The 13,489-nt window shown below is 73.5% G+C and carries 16 protein-coding genes; 7 read left to right on the top strand and 9 right to left on the bottom strand.

The window, feature by feature from the left end; all coding sequences use genetic code 11:
* Positions 1-476: 476 nt before the first annotated feature.
* From LN251_RS16460 to LN251_RS16435, 6 genes are all read right to left on the bottom strand, one after another.
* A complete protein-coding gene (locus tag LN251_RS16460) occupies positions 477-773 on the bottom strand; it encodes an SHOCT domain-containing protein (protein WP_458245081.1) in 297 nt (98 codons plus the stop codon).
* A 164-nt stretch (positions 774-937) separates the two neighbouring features.
* Positions 938-1,468, bottom strand: coding sequence for a DUF3515 family protein (locus tag LN251_RS16455; protein ID WP_458245080.1), 531 nt, complete (start codon positions 1,466-1,468; stop codon positions 938-940).
* Between the two features lie 109 nt (positions 1,469-1,577).
* Complete coding sequence (locus tag LN251_RS16450; RefSeq protein WP_458245079.1) at positions 1,578-3,017, bottom strand: ATP-binding protein; 1,440 nt, start codon at positions 3,015-3,017, stop codon at positions 1,578-1,580.
* Complete coding sequence (locus LN251_RS16445; protein WP_383673380.1) at positions 3,018-3,728, bottom strand: response regulator transcription factor; 711 nt, start codon at positions 3,726-3,728, stop codon at positions 3,018-3,020.
* Between the two features lie 151 nt (positions 3,729-3,879).
* The gene (locus tag LN251_RS16440) at positions 3,880-4,485 is read right to left on the bottom strand and encodes an FMN reductase (protein ID WP_458245078.1); all 606 of its coding nucleotides are present in this window, start codon (positions 4,483-4,485) and stop codon (positions 3,880-3,882) included.
* Positions 4,482-5,570, bottom strand: a complete 1,089-nt coding sequence (locus LN251_RS16435; protein ID WP_403958721.1) for an LLM class flavin-dependent oxidoreductase — start codon at positions 5,568-5,570, stop codon at positions 4,482-4,484. Before LN251_RS16435 ends, LN251_RS16440 begins: the two co-directional genes overlap by 4 nt.
* Positions 5,571-5,674: 104 nt before the next feature.
* On the opposite strand from LN251_RS16435, the gene LN251_RS16430 reads away from it, so the two are divergent.
* Both LN251_RS16430 and LN251_RS16425 read left to right on the top strand, forming a co-directional pair.
* Positions 5,675-6,481, top strand: coding sequence for a helix-turn-helix domain-containing protein (locus tag LN251_RS16430; protein ID WP_458245077.1), 807 nt, complete (start codon positions 5,675-5,677; stop codon positions 6,479-6,481).
* Between the two features lie 437 nt (positions 6,482-6,918).
* Positions 6,919-8,328 (top strand): MFS transporter, encoded by a 1,410-nt coding sequence (locus tag LN251_RS16425; RefSeq protein WP_458245076.1) that lies wholly within the window; start codon positions 6,919-6,921, stop codon positions 8,326-8,328.
* On the opposite strand, the gene LN251_RS16420 is transcribed toward LN251_RS16425, so the two are convergent.
* Positions 8,325-9,215 carry an NADP-dependent oxidoreductase gene (locus LN251_RS16420; RefSeq protein WP_458245075.1) on the bottom strand — a complete coding sequence of 297 codons (891 nt, stop codon included), beginning with the start codon at positions 9,213-9,215 and terminating at the stop codon, positions 8,325-8,327. The two genes, LN251_RS16425 and LN251_RS16420, sit on opposite strands and share 4 nt — an antisense overlap.
* A gap of 124 nt (positions 9,216-9,339) precedes the next feature.
* Between LN251_RS16420 and LN251_RS16415 the strand changes: the two genes are divergently transcribed.
* Positions 9,340-9,741 carry a winged helix-turn-helix transcriptional regulator gene (locus tag LN251_RS16415; RefSeq protein WP_458245074.1) on the top strand — a complete coding sequence of 134 codons (402 nt, stop codon included), beginning with the start codon at positions 9,340-9,342 and terminating at the stop codon, positions 9,739-9,741.
* A 24-nt stretch (positions 9,742-9,765) separates the two neighbouring features.
* On the opposite strand, the gene LN251_RS16410 is transcribed toward LN251_RS16415, so the two are convergent.
* The gene (locus LN251_RS16410) at positions 9,766-10,239 is read right to left on the bottom strand and encodes a MarR family winged helix-turn-helix transcriptional regulator (RefSeq protein WP_362996166.1); all 474 of its coding nucleotides are present in this window, start codon (positions 10,237-10,239) and stop codon (positions 9,766-9,768) included.
* Positions 10,240-10,336: 97 nt separating this feature from the next.
* On the bottom strand, positions 10,337-10,804 hold the full coding sequence (locus tag LN251_RS16405; protein ID WP_458245073.1) for a hypothetical protein: 468 nt from the start codon (positions 10,802-10,804) through the stop codon (positions 10,337-10,339).
* Positions 10,805-10,902: 98 nt separating this feature from the next.
* Between LN251_RS16405 and LN251_RS16400 the strand changes: the two genes are divergently transcribed.
* From LN251_RS16400 to LN251_RS16385, 4 genes are read left to right on the top strand one after another with little or no spacing between them, the layout of a single operon-like run.
* On the top strand, positions 10,903-11,241 hold the full coding sequence (locus LN251_RS16400; RefSeq protein ID WP_458245072.1) for a YnfA family protein: 339 nt from the start codon (positions 10,903-10,905) through the stop codon (positions 11,239-11,241).
* A gap of 53 nt (positions 11,242-11,294) precedes the next feature.
* Positions 11,295-12,071 carry an SDR family NAD(P)-dependent oxidoreductase gene (locus tag LN251_RS16395; protein WP_458245071.1) on the top strand — a complete coding sequence of 259 codons (777 nt, stop codon included), beginning with the start codon at positions 11,295-11,297 and terminating at the stop codon, positions 12,069-12,071.
* A complete protein-coding gene (locus tag LN251_RS16390) occupies positions 12,068-12,208 on the top strand; it encodes a hypothetical protein (protein WP_458245070.1) in 141 nt (46 codons plus the stop codon). The genes LN251_RS16395 and LN251_RS16390 overlap by 4 nt, the downstream gene beginning before the upstream one ends.
* A 17-nt stretch (positions 12,209-12,225) precedes the next feature.
* A complete protein-coding gene (locus LN251_RS16385; RefSeq protein WP_458245069.1) occupies positions 12,226-13,488 on the top strand; it encodes a tyrosine-protein phosphatase in 1,263 nt (420 codons plus the stop codon).
* Position 13,489 lies beyond the last annotated feature (1 nt).

Genomic DNA, 13,489 nt, shown 5'->3' with positions numbered 1-13,489 from the left:
CGCTCGCGTACGACGGCTCGGGACGGCCCGTCCGGGAGGAGCCCTTCGCCGGGCGGCCGCCCGGCACCCGCGAGGTCGCCGCCGGCGTCAGGTGACCGGCCCGTGTTCGCCCTCGCGCTCGCGATCCCGGCCGTCCTGCTGGGCATGGTGATGGGACTGTCCGCCTTCGAGGACTGGCTCTTTCCGGGTTCGCCGGACAGCACCGCGTCCGCCGCGCCCTCCGCGGCGGGGGAGGCCGCGTCCGGCCGGCGGTCACCGCGTCCCGCGGAACCCGCGCCACCCGCTCCCGGCGTTCGGCACACACCCGTCGGGAAGCCGCCGCGGGACCGGGCTCCCCGGCATCGCGCCGGAGGCCGGCGCCGGTCCCTTCGGACCCGGGCGGCCGCGTCCGGTGGTGAACACCGGCGGCTCCCGCGCCGGTCGTCCCGCCCCGAGGCGGCCGGCCGTCCCAGCCCGTCGTAGGCGCCCCGGCCGGTTCAGCTCTTGCTGAGGCGCGGCCCGCTGTCGCCCGCGCCGTGCAGTACGTCCAGGCGGTGGCGGTACCCGTCCTCGTCGATCTCGCCCCGCGCGAAACGCTCGGCGAGCAGCTGCTCGGCGGTGGACCTCCCCGGTCCGCGCGGCGGGTTGCCGGTGGACGTCGTGGAGTCGTCCCGCCGGGCCAGGGCGCGGAAGAGCAGGACGCCGAGCGCGATGAGCACGGCCCAGAAGAGGATCATGCCGACCGACATCGTCAACCAGCTCCACCCGCTGACATGGTGGTCGTACCAGAACATCACGGCACTCACCCTCTCGCGGCCGGACCGCCACGGACCGGACACCCGTGACCGCTGCCCGGCGTCTCCCCCTCACCATCCCGCCCACCGGGGGCCCGGACATGGGCCGGTGGGGACAGCGCACCGGGCCGATGGACCCTCCCGCACCAGCCCGCCCGCCGACGTCAGCCGGGCAGGGGGACGTCCTCGTCGCCGACGCACCGGCCGTGCTGCGGCACCGGTCCGACCACCCGGCTCATCGCCACCAGCACCTCGTCCGTCCCGGCGAACCGGCCGGACATCGTGATCTCGACGGCGGGATCGCGGCCGTAGGTGACGAGGACCCGGCGGGTGCTGCCCGGCCTCGCCGGGCGCCACACCCAGTCCACGCCGTCGACGCTCAGGCACGCGTCCGTCGTCGGGGCGGGTGGCTCGACGCCGCAGCGTGCCGTGATCTCACCGCCGCCCCATACGCCGACCCCGGGCAGCGAGGTGCCGTCCCGGCCCCGCCCGCCGAAGCCGTCCGGGTACGCCCGCGCGATCCGCGCGCACTGCGGTGTGCCGCCCCTGGCGGCCGCCTCGATCCCGAAGTCCGGCGCGTTCATCTCCCGCGCCACGAGCAGGCCCCCGACGACGGCCCCGGCCCCGGCCAGCACGGCCGCGAGCCGCACCCGCCGTCCGCGCGGCCCGCCCAGCACACCCCGTACGTCCCTCACAAGCCCGGTCCTCCCCCTCGGCGGTCACGTCCGCCGTCCCGGACGGGAAGTCTTCCACCGGCACCGGCCCCGCCCGCACCGGCCCCCGCCGGCACCGGCCCTCCGCGGCTCACCCGCCGTCGCGCACTCCGCCCGCCGGGATGCCGCCGACGGTGAAGCCGATCACCGCGCCGCCTCCGTCGCGCTGGAGGGCGAAGGGGGCCCCGCCGTGGGCCATCGCCACCTCGCGGACGATCGACAGCCCGAGCCCCGAACCCGGCAGGGACCGGGCGTCGGCGGCCCGGTAGAACCGGTCGAAGATGCGGATCAGGTCGGGGTCGGCGACGCCCGGGCCGCGGTCGAGGACCTCCACGCGGACCGGGCCGGGCCGGGCGGGTCCGTGCACGGCGATCTCGATGGGACCGCTGCCCTCCCGGTCGAACTTGGCCGCGTTCTCGACGAGGTTGGACAGCGCGCGGGTGAGCATGCCCGGCCGGCCGTCGGTCGTGGTGTCGCCGCTCGCGCGGACGGTGATCTCGCGTCCGGTGCGGCGCCGGGCCAGCCCGGCGACGTCCTCGGCGATGTCGGCGAGGTCCACCCGCTGCGGCGGCTCGGTGTCCGACTGACCGGCCGCCAGGTCCACCAACTCATTGACCAGGTCGGTCAGTTCGCGGGCCTCCTGGCCGAGGTCGGCGACGAGTTCCTCGCGGGTGGCGGGCGGCAGCTCGTCGATCCGGCGCAGCAGGGAGATGTTGGTGCGCAGCGAGGTCAGGGGGGTGCGCAACTCGTGGCCGGCGTCCTGGACCAGCCGGCGCTGGTCCTCCTCGGACTGGGCCAGCCGCCCCAGCATGCGGTCGAAGGCGCGGCCGAGGCGGCCCACCTCGTCGTAGCCCGCGACCGGTACCTCGATGCCGAGCTGCCGGGTGCGGGCGACGTCCTCCGCGGCCGAGGTCAGGATGATCAGGCGGCGAGTGATGCGCCGCGCGAGCCACCAGCCGAACAGACCGGCGGCGGTGACGACCGCGGCCATCAGGATCAGCGTGCGCTGCTGCAGGGCCCGCAGCAGGTCCTCGGTGTCGCTGAACTCCTGCGCGACCTGGACCGCGCCCCGCCCGTCGCCGAGCGCGACGGTCGCGATGCGGTAGACGTCGGCGTCGACGTCCACGTCCTTGTGCTCGACCATCTTCCCGGCCGTGCGGGCGACCGCGATCCTGCGGTCCTTGGCGATGACCGGCAGCCCGGGGCTCCCGGAGTCGACGATCTTCCCGTCCGGCCCCAGGACCTGCACGTCCGTGCGGGCCGGACGGACGATGTCGTGGCCCGGCGCCGAGGAGGAGAAGTCGTCCGGCGTCATCCGGTGCTGGCGGACCTCGTCCCGCAGGTCCTGCACCACCTGGTCGAACACGGACTCCTGGTCGACCCGGACCAGCCGCGCGGCGGCGTTGTACGACAGCACGCCGACCAGCACGGTGACGGCCGCGGTGACCGTCGCGAACGACACGGCGAAGGTGGTGCGCAGGGAGACCAGCCCGGGCCGCCGTCTGGCCAGCAGCCGCCGGAGCCGGCCCATTCAGTCCTCCCGCAGCACGTAACCCACGCCACGGACCGTGTGGATCAGCTGCGGGGCGCCGGGCTCGTCGAGCTTGCGGCGGAGGTAGCCGACGTAGACGGCGAGGTTCTTCGAGCCGGGGCCGAAGTCGTAGCCCCAGATCCGGTCGTAGATCGTCGAGTGGTCGAGGACTATCCCGGCGTTGCGGACGAGCAGTTCCAGCAGCTCGAACTCGGTGCGGGTCAGCTCCAGCTCGCGCTCCCCGCGCCAGGCGCGCCGCGCCTGCACGTCCATGCGCAGTCCGGCCGCCTCGATCTGCCGGTCGGTGGAGGCGGGCGGGACCTCCTTCGGTACGTCGACGACGGCGCCGTTGTCGGAGGCCGTCCGGCGCAGCAGGGCGCGCAGCCGGGCGAAGACCTCCTCGACGTCGAAGGGCTTGACGACGTAGTCGTCGGCGCCGGCGTCCAGACCGGCGATGCGGTCGGCGGTCTCGACGAGCGCGGTGAGCATCAGGATGGGGGTGCGGTCCCCCTCGGCGCGCAGCACCCGGCAGACCTGGAGGCCGTCGATGCCGGGCATCATCACGTCGAGGAGGAGCACGTCGGGCGGGGTGCGGTGGGCCTGCGCCAGCGCCTCGACGCCGTCGGCGACCGCGGTGACCTGGTAGCCCTCCAGGGTCAGGGCGCGTTCCAGGGCGTGACGGATGGCGCGGTCGTCTTCGGCGAGCAGCACAGTTTGGGGCACGGGACCAGTTTGCCAAGGGCGGGCGCGGTTCAGCCGGGTGAGCTGGGCTACGATCGGCCTTTTTTACCGCGCTCTCACCGTCGCAGAGGCAACCGCGACCGTACGCCTACCGTCTTCTCACCGTAGGTCGCGGGCCGCCTCAGGCGTGCCCGGACGTGCCGCCGGGCGACAGTGCCGCCAGCTGGTCGGCGAAGGGCACGACCTCGAAGTCGTCCCGCGCCGGCCGGGTCGCGGACAGGCCCGCCGCCAGCGCGGCCAGCTCGCCCGCCGCCCGCTCGATCCGGCCGTCCAGGCCCTCCGCGCCCCAGTCCTCCGACGCGGCGTACACACCGGTGGGCACGACCACGGCCCGCAGGTACGCGAACAGCGGGCGCAGCGCGTGCTCCAGCACCAGCGAGTGCCGGGCCGTGCCGCCGGTCGCCGCGATCAGCACCGGCTTGCCCGCCAGGGCGTCCTTGTCGAGGACGTCGAAGAAGGACTTGAACAGCCCGCTGTACGAGGCGGAGAACACCGGGGTGACGACGATCAGTCCGTCGGCGCCCGCCACGGCGTCCTGCGCGGCGGACAGGGCGCGGCCCGGGAATCCGTTGGTGAAGTGGTGCGCGATCTCCACGGCGAGGTCGCGCAGCTCGACCACCTCGACCTCGACCGGGGTGTGCCGGGCCACCGCCGCGGCCAGCCGGTCACCCAGCAGCCGGGTGGACGAGGGCACGCTCAGCCCCGCCGAGACGACGACGAGCTTCATACGGTGGTCTCCTTCCGTGCGGTGGCGAGCAGGGACGCGTGGGTGGGCGCCTCGGGCACGTCGGCCGGGCGGCCGACGGCGAACTCCTTGCGCAGCACCGGCACGACCTCCTCGCCGAGCAGGTCGATCTGTTCCAGGACGGTCTTCAGCGGCAGCCCGGCGTGGTCCAGCAGGAAGAGCTGGCGCTGGTAGTCACCGGCGTACTCCCGGAAGGCGAGCGTCTTCTCGATCACCTGCTGCGGGGAGCCGACGGTCAGCGGGGTCTGGTCGGTGAAGTCCTCCAGGGACGGCCCGTGGCCGTAGACCGGGGCGACGTCGAAGTAGGGGCGGAACTCGCGCACCGCGTCCTGGGAGTTCTTCCGCATGAACACCTGGCCGCCCAGGCCGACGATGGCCTGCTCGGGCGTGCCGTGGCCGTAGTGCGCGTACCGGGTCCGGTACAGCTCGACCATGCGCTTGGTGTGGTCGGCGGGCCAGAAGATGTTGTTGTGGAAGAAGCCGTCGCCGTAGTACGCGGCCTGTTCGGCGATCTCCGGCGAGCGGATGGAGCCGTGCCAGACGAAGGGCGGCACGCCGTCCAGCGGGCGCGGGGTGGAGGTGAAGCCCTGCAGGGGGCTGCGGAACTTGCCCTCCCAGTCGACCACGTCCTCGCGCCACAGACGGCGCAGCAGCGCGTAGTTCTCTATCGCGAGGTTGATGCCCTGGCGGATGTCCTGCCCGAACCAGGGGTAGACCGGGCCGGTGTTGCCGCGGCCCATCATCAGGTCCACCCGGCCGTCGGCCAGGTGCTGGAGCATCGCGAAGTCCTCGGCGATCTTCACCGGGTCGTTGGTGGTGATGAGGGTGGTGGAGGTGGAGAGGATCAGCTTCTCCGTCTGCGCGGCGATGTAGCCGAGCATGGTCGTCGGGGACGAGGGGACGAACGGCGGGTTGTGGTGCTCGCCGGTCGCGAAGACGTCCAGGCCGGCCTCCTCGGCCTTCAGCGCGATGGCGACCATGGCCTTGATCCGCTCGCGCTCGGTCGGCGTACGGCCCGTGGTCGGGTCCGGCGTGACGTCGCCGACGCTGAAGAGTCCGAACTGCATGGTCGCTCAACCTCCAAGTTGTTGACCGTTAAACTATACCGGCAAACGAGGGGCGGGCTCCCGGTATTCCGGGCGTTGTCAGTGCCGCGTCCTACGATCCGGACATGGCCACCCCACGCCGTGACACCCGAGGCATCGTCGGCGCCGCGGACTTCCTCGCGCGCGTGGACTTCCGCCGCCCGGACGCCGCCGGACCGCTGCGCCGGTACGTCGAGCACTACTGGCTGATCGACTGGGACCTGCCCGAGCCGTACGTCTCGCACGTGGTCCCGCACCCGGCCGTCCATGTCGTCTTCCAGCGCTTCGAGGGGCAGAGGCCCTTCGTGGAGGTCGCCGGCGTCCAGCACGGCCTGTTCGCCCAGAAGCTGGAGGGGCGGGGCCGGGTCTGCGGCGTCAAGTTCCGCCCGGGCGCCTTCCGCCCCTTCGCGCCGCAGGCGCCGGTGAGCCAGTGGACGGGCCGCCGGGTCCACTCCCCCGAGGTCTTCCCGGACGCCGACCTCGCCGCGGTCCTCGCCCCCGACGACGAGGCGGCCCGCGTCGCCGCCCTCGACGCCTTCCTCCTCTCCCTCGACCCGCGGCCCGACCCGCAGGCCGACCTCGCCACGGCCCTGGTCGAGCGCGCCCGCACCGACCGCGGCATCCGCCGCGTCACCGAACTGGCCCGCACCGAGGGCATGTCCGTACGACTCCTGCAGCGCCTGTTCGCCGGGTATGTCGGGGTGGGCCCGAAGTGGGTCATCCTGCGCTATCGCATCCACGAGGCCCTGGAGCACGCCGAGACCGCCGACCGGATCGACTGGGCGACGCTCGCCGCCGACCTCGGCTACGCCGACCAGGCCCACCTGGTACGCGACTTCACGGCGACGGTGGGCGTGCCGCCGGCGGCGTACGTGGCGCAGGGGCTGGGCTGACCGAGGCCTTCCCGACGCCCGTTCGACCGCCCCCGTCCCCCACCTGCCGGCCCCGACCGTTCCGACGCGAGGCATCCGCCGCAGCCCGACCACCCCCGCACAAAGCCCCCGCCGAACCCGACCACTCCCACACAAAGCGCCCGCCGCAGCCCGACCGCCCCCGTCCCCCGCCTGCCGACCCCGACCGTTCCCACGCGAAGCGCCCGCCGCAGCCCGACCACTCCCGCACAAGGCCCCCGCCGCCCCCGACCGCTCCCGCGCAACGCGCCCGCCGCAGCCCGGCCATTCCTGGGAACAGCACCCGTCGGCCCCGGTCGCGCTTCTGCAGTGCACACAGCGCCTCGCGGCTCCGGCGGCCACTCCCTCGCGACGCCCTGACCGCCTCACCCGCCTAATGCGCTTGACCGTCCCGGACCGCTCCTCGCTATTTTATCTGCGTGACGCAGATTCTTCGTAACGCAGCTGAAAGTCCCCCGCTGTCCTCCCGCGCCCGCTGGGCCGTCCTGGCGGTCGTGCTGGCCGCCGACGTCCTGGACCTCCTCGACGCGACCATCACCAACATCGCCGCGCCGACCATCACGCGTGACCTCAGCGGGGGCGCCGGGCTCGTGCAGTGGCTCGGCGCGTCCTACGCGCTCGCGCTCGGCGTGCTGCTCGTGCCCGGCGGGCGGCTCGGCGACCGGTACGGACGCCGCCGGCTCTTCCTGACCGGACTCGCCGGGTTCGTCGCGGCCTCCCTGGCGTGCGGGCTGGCCCCGAACCCGGCGGCACTGGTCGTCGCCCGGCTCGTCCAGGGCGCCTTCGGGGCGCTCGTCATCCCGCAGGGCTTCGGCATCCTCGGCGCGACCTGGCCCCGCGACCAGATCGGCAAGGCGTTCAGCCTCTTCGGTCCGGTCATGGGGCTGTCCGCGGTCGGCGGGCCGATCCTCGCCGGGTTCCTGGTCGACGCCGACCTCGCCGGCCTCGGCTGGCGCCCCATGTTCCTGATCAACCTGCTCCTCGGCGGTGCCGCCCTGCTCGCCGCCGCTCGTCTGCTCCCCCGGGACCGCGGTGACGCGTCCGTCGCCGTCGACGCCCCCGGCTCCGCCCTCCTCGCGGGCGCCATGCTGGGCCTGCTCGGCGGGCTGATCGACGGCTCGGACGGTGGCTGGGGCACCCGGCCCCTCTCCCTGCTCCTCGCCGGCCTCGCCCTGTTCGCCGCGTTCTGCCGGCGCCAGCGCACGGCCCCCGAACCGCTGCTCCGCCCGAGCCTGCTGCGCAACCGCGGCTTCACCTCGGGCCTGGTCCTCGGCGTCCTCGCCTTCGCCGCGGTGGCGGGCCTGCTCTACACCGTCTCCCTCTATCTCCAGCGCGGCCTCGGCCGCTCCCCCGCGGGCACCGCGCTCGGCCTGATCCCCCTGTCCGCCGGGATCGTCGTCGCGTCCATCGCCTGCTACCGGCTGATCCACCGCCACGGCCGCCGGCTCGTCGTCGCCGGACTGCTGCTGATCCTCACCGGCTGCGGCTGCCTGGCCCTGGTCGCCGAAGGGTCCGCGTGGGCCCTGGTGCCCCCGCTCCTTCTCATCGGCCTCGGCATGGGCACCTGCTTCGGCACCGTCTACGACGTCACCATCGGCGACATCGCCCCCGAGGAGGCGGGCAGCGCGAGCGGCTCGCTCAACGCGGTGCAGCAACTCGCCAACGCCGTCGGCGCCGCGGCCGTCACCACGGTCTACTTCCACACGGCCGGCGGCGGTGAGACCCACGCCCTGCGCGCGAGCCTCACCGCCGTCGCCGCGTCCCTCCTCCTGTGCCTGCCCCTCGTACGCCTGCTGCCCCGCAAGGCCCCGGCCGAGCAGCACCACTAGGGAACCAGCACCAGCCGCCCCCGGAAGCCGCCCTCCGCGAGGCGGGCGTGGGCCTTGGCCGCGTCGTCCAGCGGGTAGGTCTCGGCCACCCGGAGGGTCAGCACCCCCTGGTCCACCAGCGCCGCGAGCTCGGCCAGCCGGGCCCCGTCGGGGCGGACCGCGACGGCCGCCGTCCGCACCCCGCGCACCGGGGCCGGCTCCCCGCCGGGCCGTACGCCCACATAGGCGCCGCCGTCCCGCACCCACTCCAGGGCCGCCTCCCCGAGCACCGCGGTGTCCAGCACGGCGTCGAAGGTGCCCGCGCCGACGGGACCGGAGGTGAAGTCGTCGGCGCCGAAGGACCGTACGAGCTCCTCGTCCGCCGCCCTGGCCTGCCCGGTCACCGACACCCCCCGATGGGCGGCGAGTTGGACGGCGAAGCCGCCGACCGCGCCCGCCGCGCCGACGACCAGCAGGGACTGCCCCTCGGTCAACTCCAGCAGGTCCAGGGCCTGTACGGCGGTCAGGGCGTTCAGGGGCAGGGTCGCGGCGTGCACGGCGTCGACCGTGGCCGGCGCCTTGGCCACCGCGTCCGTGTCGACGACGACGTACTCCGCGTGCGTCCCGGCCGGCCGCACCATGCCCGGGTCGAGGGCCACCACCTGGTCGCCGACGCTCCACGCCGTGGCCACGCCCGTCGCGTCCACCGTCCCGGCGACGTCCCAGCCGAACCCGATCTGCTTGCCCGCGCCTCCGAAGAACCCCTCCCGCACCCCGGCGTCCACCGGGTTCAGCGTGGCCGCCGCCACCTTGATCCGTATCTGCCGCGCCCCGGGCTCGGGCAGTTCGGTCTGCACGACCTCGACGGCCTCGGGTCCGCCGAAGGTCCTCACCACTGCTGCTCGCATCACAACTCTCCCTGTTTCATGGGTATTTGTGCCGCTTTCTTGTGCACAGCGACAACCCTAGGAAGAGGCACTATCCTTTCGGAAGTAGTTACCTGAGAGTGCGTATGTCCCCCGGAGGGAAGCCATGGCGACCACGACCGCGGCCCAGCGGCGCGAACAGGCACGCGCCGAGTACGACGCCTTCCTCAAGGCCTGCCCCACCAACGAGCTGCTCGGCCGCCTCAGCGACAAGTGGGTCAGCCTGGTCGTCGCGGCCCTCTCCCGCGGCCCGATGCGCTACAGCGACCTCACTCGCAAGATCGCCGGCGTCAGCCCCAAGATGCTCACCCAGACCCTGCGCACCCTGGAGCGCGACGGGATCCTCTCGCGCACCGTCACCCCGTCCGTCCCGGTCCGCGTCGACTACGAACTCACCCCGTTGGGCGGCAGCCTCGCCCACCTGCTGACAGCCGTGAAGCACTGGGCGGAGACCCACATCGAGGAGGTCCACGAGGCCCGCGGGCGCTACGACACGCAGAACGTCTAGCCGGCCACCCCGAGGGGGAAGGCGCTAGACGCCACCGGCGCGCAGCAGCGCCACCTGGCGGCCGCTGAAGTCCGCCGTCCGCCTCATATGTCCCACGATCACCGCGAGCTGGGTGTCGTCCAGGTCGTCGAACAGGGCGAACCAGCCGCCGCTGAGCCGCTGCCACATCCGCCCGAACTCGGCGACCTTCTCCGGCACGGTCGCCACCAGCACCTTGCGCCGGTCGGCCGCGTCCCGCTCCCGCACGACGTACCCGGCCTTCTCCAGCCGGTCCACCAGCCGCGTCGCCGACCCGGTCGTCAGCCCCGTCAGCTCGGCGATCCGGCCCGTCGTCACCGGCGCGCCCTCCAGTGTCAGCAGGTTCAGGCACTGCAGGTCGGTCGGGTGCAACCCGATGTGGTCGGCGACGGCCTGGTTGAACAGGGCGTACGAGGCCATGTAGCGCCGCGAGACGGACGACAGCTCGTCCAGCAGCCGCTCCCGTGCCGTTTCCGTCATGCCTCGCTCCTTCGTCCTCTGCGCCGCACAGAAATCGTACGACGCAGGCACCTTCGGCGGACGGCGGCTGCCTGACCGGCGATCCCGGGCACACGCCCTAGAAGTAGTACTCGTCCCCCGTGTCCAGCACGAGCACCCGCTGCCGGTCGTTGCGCCGGTTCGGGTCGACCGTGCCGCCGCTCCACACGGTGTCCAGCACCAGCAGCACCTCCGACGGCGCCGCCCGCAGCCGTACCCGCAGGGCGATCCGCTCCCCCAGGCCGTCCGCCGGCAGCTCCCCCACCCGGCACAGCACCACCCGCGGCCCCGACCGCACGCAGCCCTCCGGCAGCTCCTGCCGGTCCGCCAGCGCGGCCGACCAGCGCAGCCGCACCGTCACGTCCGGCGCGGCCGACGGCCCGTTGTTGAGCGGCGTGAACCGCACGCCGACCGTGCCGTCCGCCATGGACACGGCACCGTGATAGGCGAGATCGGCCTCGGGCCCGCCGGTCACGACGGCACCGGCGGGCACCGCCGCCCCGCACACCGCCGCCAGCGTCGCCAACCCCACGAGAACCTTCCGCATACCCACTCCTCACTCCACGTGGTCCTGGCATGTATCCCCCGCGGGACGCGGCGCAGGCGCCGTCCATCAGGTGACAGCGGGCATGCGAGGCTGCCGTCATGCTCGTCGCCCGCTCCGCCGCCCTGTTCGTCCTCGCCGCCGTCCTCGAGATCGGCGGCGCCTGGCTGATCTGGCAGGGCCTGCGCGACAACCGCGGCTGGCTGTGGATCACCGGGGGCGTCCTCGCCCTCGGCGCCTACGGCTTCGTCGCCACCTTCCAGCCCGACGCCCACTTCGGCCGCGTCCTCGCCGCGTACGGCGGCGTCTTCGTGGCCGGATCGATCCTGTGGGGAGTGGTCGCCGACGGCTACCGGCCCGACCGGTGGGACCTCACCGGGGCGCTGATCTGCCTGGCCGGGATGGCGGTCATCATGTGGGCGCCGCGGAACGGCGGCTGACCCTCACCTACGCTGGACGGCAGCCGACCGCAGACCGACCCCAGGAGCCCCGCATGGCCACCGCACCGTCCGCCGCCTCCCGCATCGCCGTCGTGACCGGTGCGAGCAGCGGAATCGGCGCCGCCACGGCCCGGCAGCTCGCCGCGGCCGGCTACCGCGTCGTCCTCACCGCCCGCCGGGAGGACCGCATCGAGGCGCTGGCCAAGGAGATCAACGAGGCGGGCCACCAGGCCACCGCCTACCAGCTGGACGTCACCGACCGCGCGGCCGTCGACGAGTTCGCCACGGCGTTCAGGACCATCGGCGTCCTGGTCAACAACGCCGGCGGCGCCCTCGGCGCCGACCCCGTCGCCACCGGCGACCCCGCCCACTGGCGCACCATGTACGAGACGAACGTCATCGGCACCCTCAACCTCACCCAGGCCCTCCTGCCCAAGCTGGTCGCGAGCGGCGACGGCACGGTGGTCGTGGTCTCCTCGACGGCCGGCCACGGCACGTACGAGGGCGGCGCCGGCTACGTCGCCGCCAAGCACGGCGCCCACGTCCTCGCCGAGACCCTGCGCCTGGAGATCGTCGGACAGCCGGTCCGCGTGATCGAGATCGCGCCCGGCATGGTCAGGACGGACGAGTTCGCCCTCACCCGCTTCGGCGGCGACGCGCAGAAGGCGGCGAAGGTCTACGAGGGCGTGGCCGAGCCGCTGACCGCCGACGACGTCGCGGAGACCATCGCCTGGGCGGTGACCCGCCCCTCCCACGTCAACGTAGACCTCCTGGTGCTGCGCCCCCGCGCCCAGGCGTCGAACACCAAGGTCCACAGGGAGTCACAGTGACGGACGACACCGAGCAGCGGCGCCTCGCCCTGGAGAAGAAACGCGAACGCTACGTCTGGTACTACCTCGGGTACTTCCTCTTCGGCATCCACATCGTGGCCTTCGTGATGATCTACGCCGTACTGCACGCGAAGTAGGCATAGAGTCACAGCCTGTGGACCGACACCTACCTTTCGAGGCGCTGCACAACTTCCGTGACCTGGGCGGCTATTCGACCCCCGACGGCCGGCGCGTCCGCCCCGGACTCCTGTACCGCGCGGACTCCCTGGGCAAGCTCCGGCAGGGCACGCGGGACTGGTCCCGCCTCCTCTCCCTGGGCATCCGCACGGTGATCGACCTCCGCCACCCCTGGGAGGCCGAGAAGCGGGGCCGCGTCCCGGACGACCCGTCCTTCCGCTACCACAACCTCAGCATCGAGCACCGTCCGTACAACCAGCCGGCACTGGACCCCGACATCGATCCGGGCCCCTACCTGGCGGCGCGGTACTTGGAGGTGGCGGAGGACGGCACGAAGGAGATCCGCCGCGCCCTGGAACTGATCGCCGCGGCGGCGGACGCATCCGAACCCCTGGTCTTCCACTGCGCGTCCGGAAAGGACCGCACGGGCCAACTGGCCGCGCTGGTCCTGGCGTTGCTGGGCATCCCGGACGAGACGATCATCGAGGACTACAGCCTCACCGAGCTGGCGACACCGGCCATGCTGGCACTCTGGACGGCGCGGGAGGGCCGCGCGCCGACCTGGCTGGGCTTCGGCCGCGCCCCGGCCGAGGTCATGCGCACGTTCCTCGCATCCATGAAGGCCCGCTACGGCTCGATCGAGACGTACGTGACCCGGGAACTCTGCCTGGACGCGGACGCGTTGGCCGCCCGCCTGCGCACCTCGCTCCTGGAACCGCGCCCCACCACCTGGCCGTCCCCGACCTACCGCAGGGCGACCCCGGCGGACGCGGCGACCCTGGTCCGCCTGCGCGACACCGCCGCACTGTGGCAGCTGGCCCGCGGCATCGACCAGTGGAAGCCGGGCGAGAAGGACGAGGCCCACTTCCGCGCGCGCATGGAGGACGGCGAGGTCTGGCTGTCGTACGCGGGCCCCCATCTGACCGGCGCCTGCGAACTGTGGTGGCAGGACCGGGCGGCCTGGGGCCCCCGCCCCGACGACGCCGGCTACATCCACCGCCTGATGACGACCCCGCACACGGCTCCCCCGGGCACGGGCCGCGCACTGCTGGCCGAAGCGGAGTCCCGCATCACCGCCACGGGCCGCCCGTACGCCCGCCTGGACTGCCTGTCCTCCAACCCCCGCCTCCGCGCGTACTACGAGTCGGCGGGCTACCGGATGGTCGGAGAACAACCGGCCAAGACGGACGGCACAGGCAGCCCGTACGCGGTGACCCTGCTGGAGAAGCGGCTGAGCTGAC

The organism is Streptomyces sp. MAI_2237 (assembly GCF_054189285.1).
The sequence above is the reverse complement of the archived record's forward strand: the minus strand, read 5'-3'. Positions and strand labels throughout refer to the sequence as shown.

Coding starts and splice junctions, on each gene's coding strand:
- LN251_RS16410 (WP_362996166.1), bottom strand. CDS start 10,239: ATGACGGAAACGGCACGGGAGCGGCTGCTGGACGAGCTGTCGTCCGTC.
- LN251_RS16435 (WP_403958721.1), bottom strand. CDS start 5,570: ATGCAGTTCGGACTCTTCAGCGTCGGCGACGTCACGCCGGACCCGACC.
- LN251_RS16400 (WP_458245072.1), top strand. CDS start 10,903: ATGCTCGTCGCCCGCTCCGCCGCCCTGTTCGTCCTCGCCGCCGTCCTC.
- LN251_RS16395 (WP_458245071.1), top strand. CDS start 11,295: ATGGCCACCGCACCGTCCGCCGCCTCCCGCATCGCCGTCGTGACCGGT.
- LN251_RS16405 (WP_458245073.1), bottom strand. CDS start 10,804: ATGCGGAAGGTTCTCGTGGGGTTGGCGACGCTGGCGGCGGTGTGCGGG.
- LN251_RS16440 (WP_458245078.1), bottom strand. CDS start 4,485: ATGAAGCTCGTCGTCGTCTCGGCGGGGCTGAGCGTGCCCTCGTCCACC.
- LN251_RS16430 (WP_458245077.1), top strand. CDS start 5,675: ATGGCCACCCCACGCCGTGACACCCGAGGCATCGTCGGCGCCGCGGAC.
- LN251_RS16420 (WP_458245075.1), bottom strand. CDS start 9,215: ATGCGAGCAGCAGTGGTGAGGACCTTCGGCGGACCCGAGGCCGTCGAG.
- LN251_RS16460 (WP_458245081.1), bottom strand. CDS start 773: ATGTTCTGGTACGACCACCATGTCAGCGGGTGGAGCTGGTTGACGATG.
- LN251_RS16415 (WP_458245074.1), top strand. CDS start 9,340: ATGGCGACCACGACCGCGGCCCAGCGGCGCGAACAGGCACGCGCCGAG.
- LN251_RS16450 (WP_458245079.1), bottom strand. CDS start 3,017: ATGGGCCGGCTCCGGCGGCTGCTGGCCAGACGGCGGCCCGGGCTGGTC.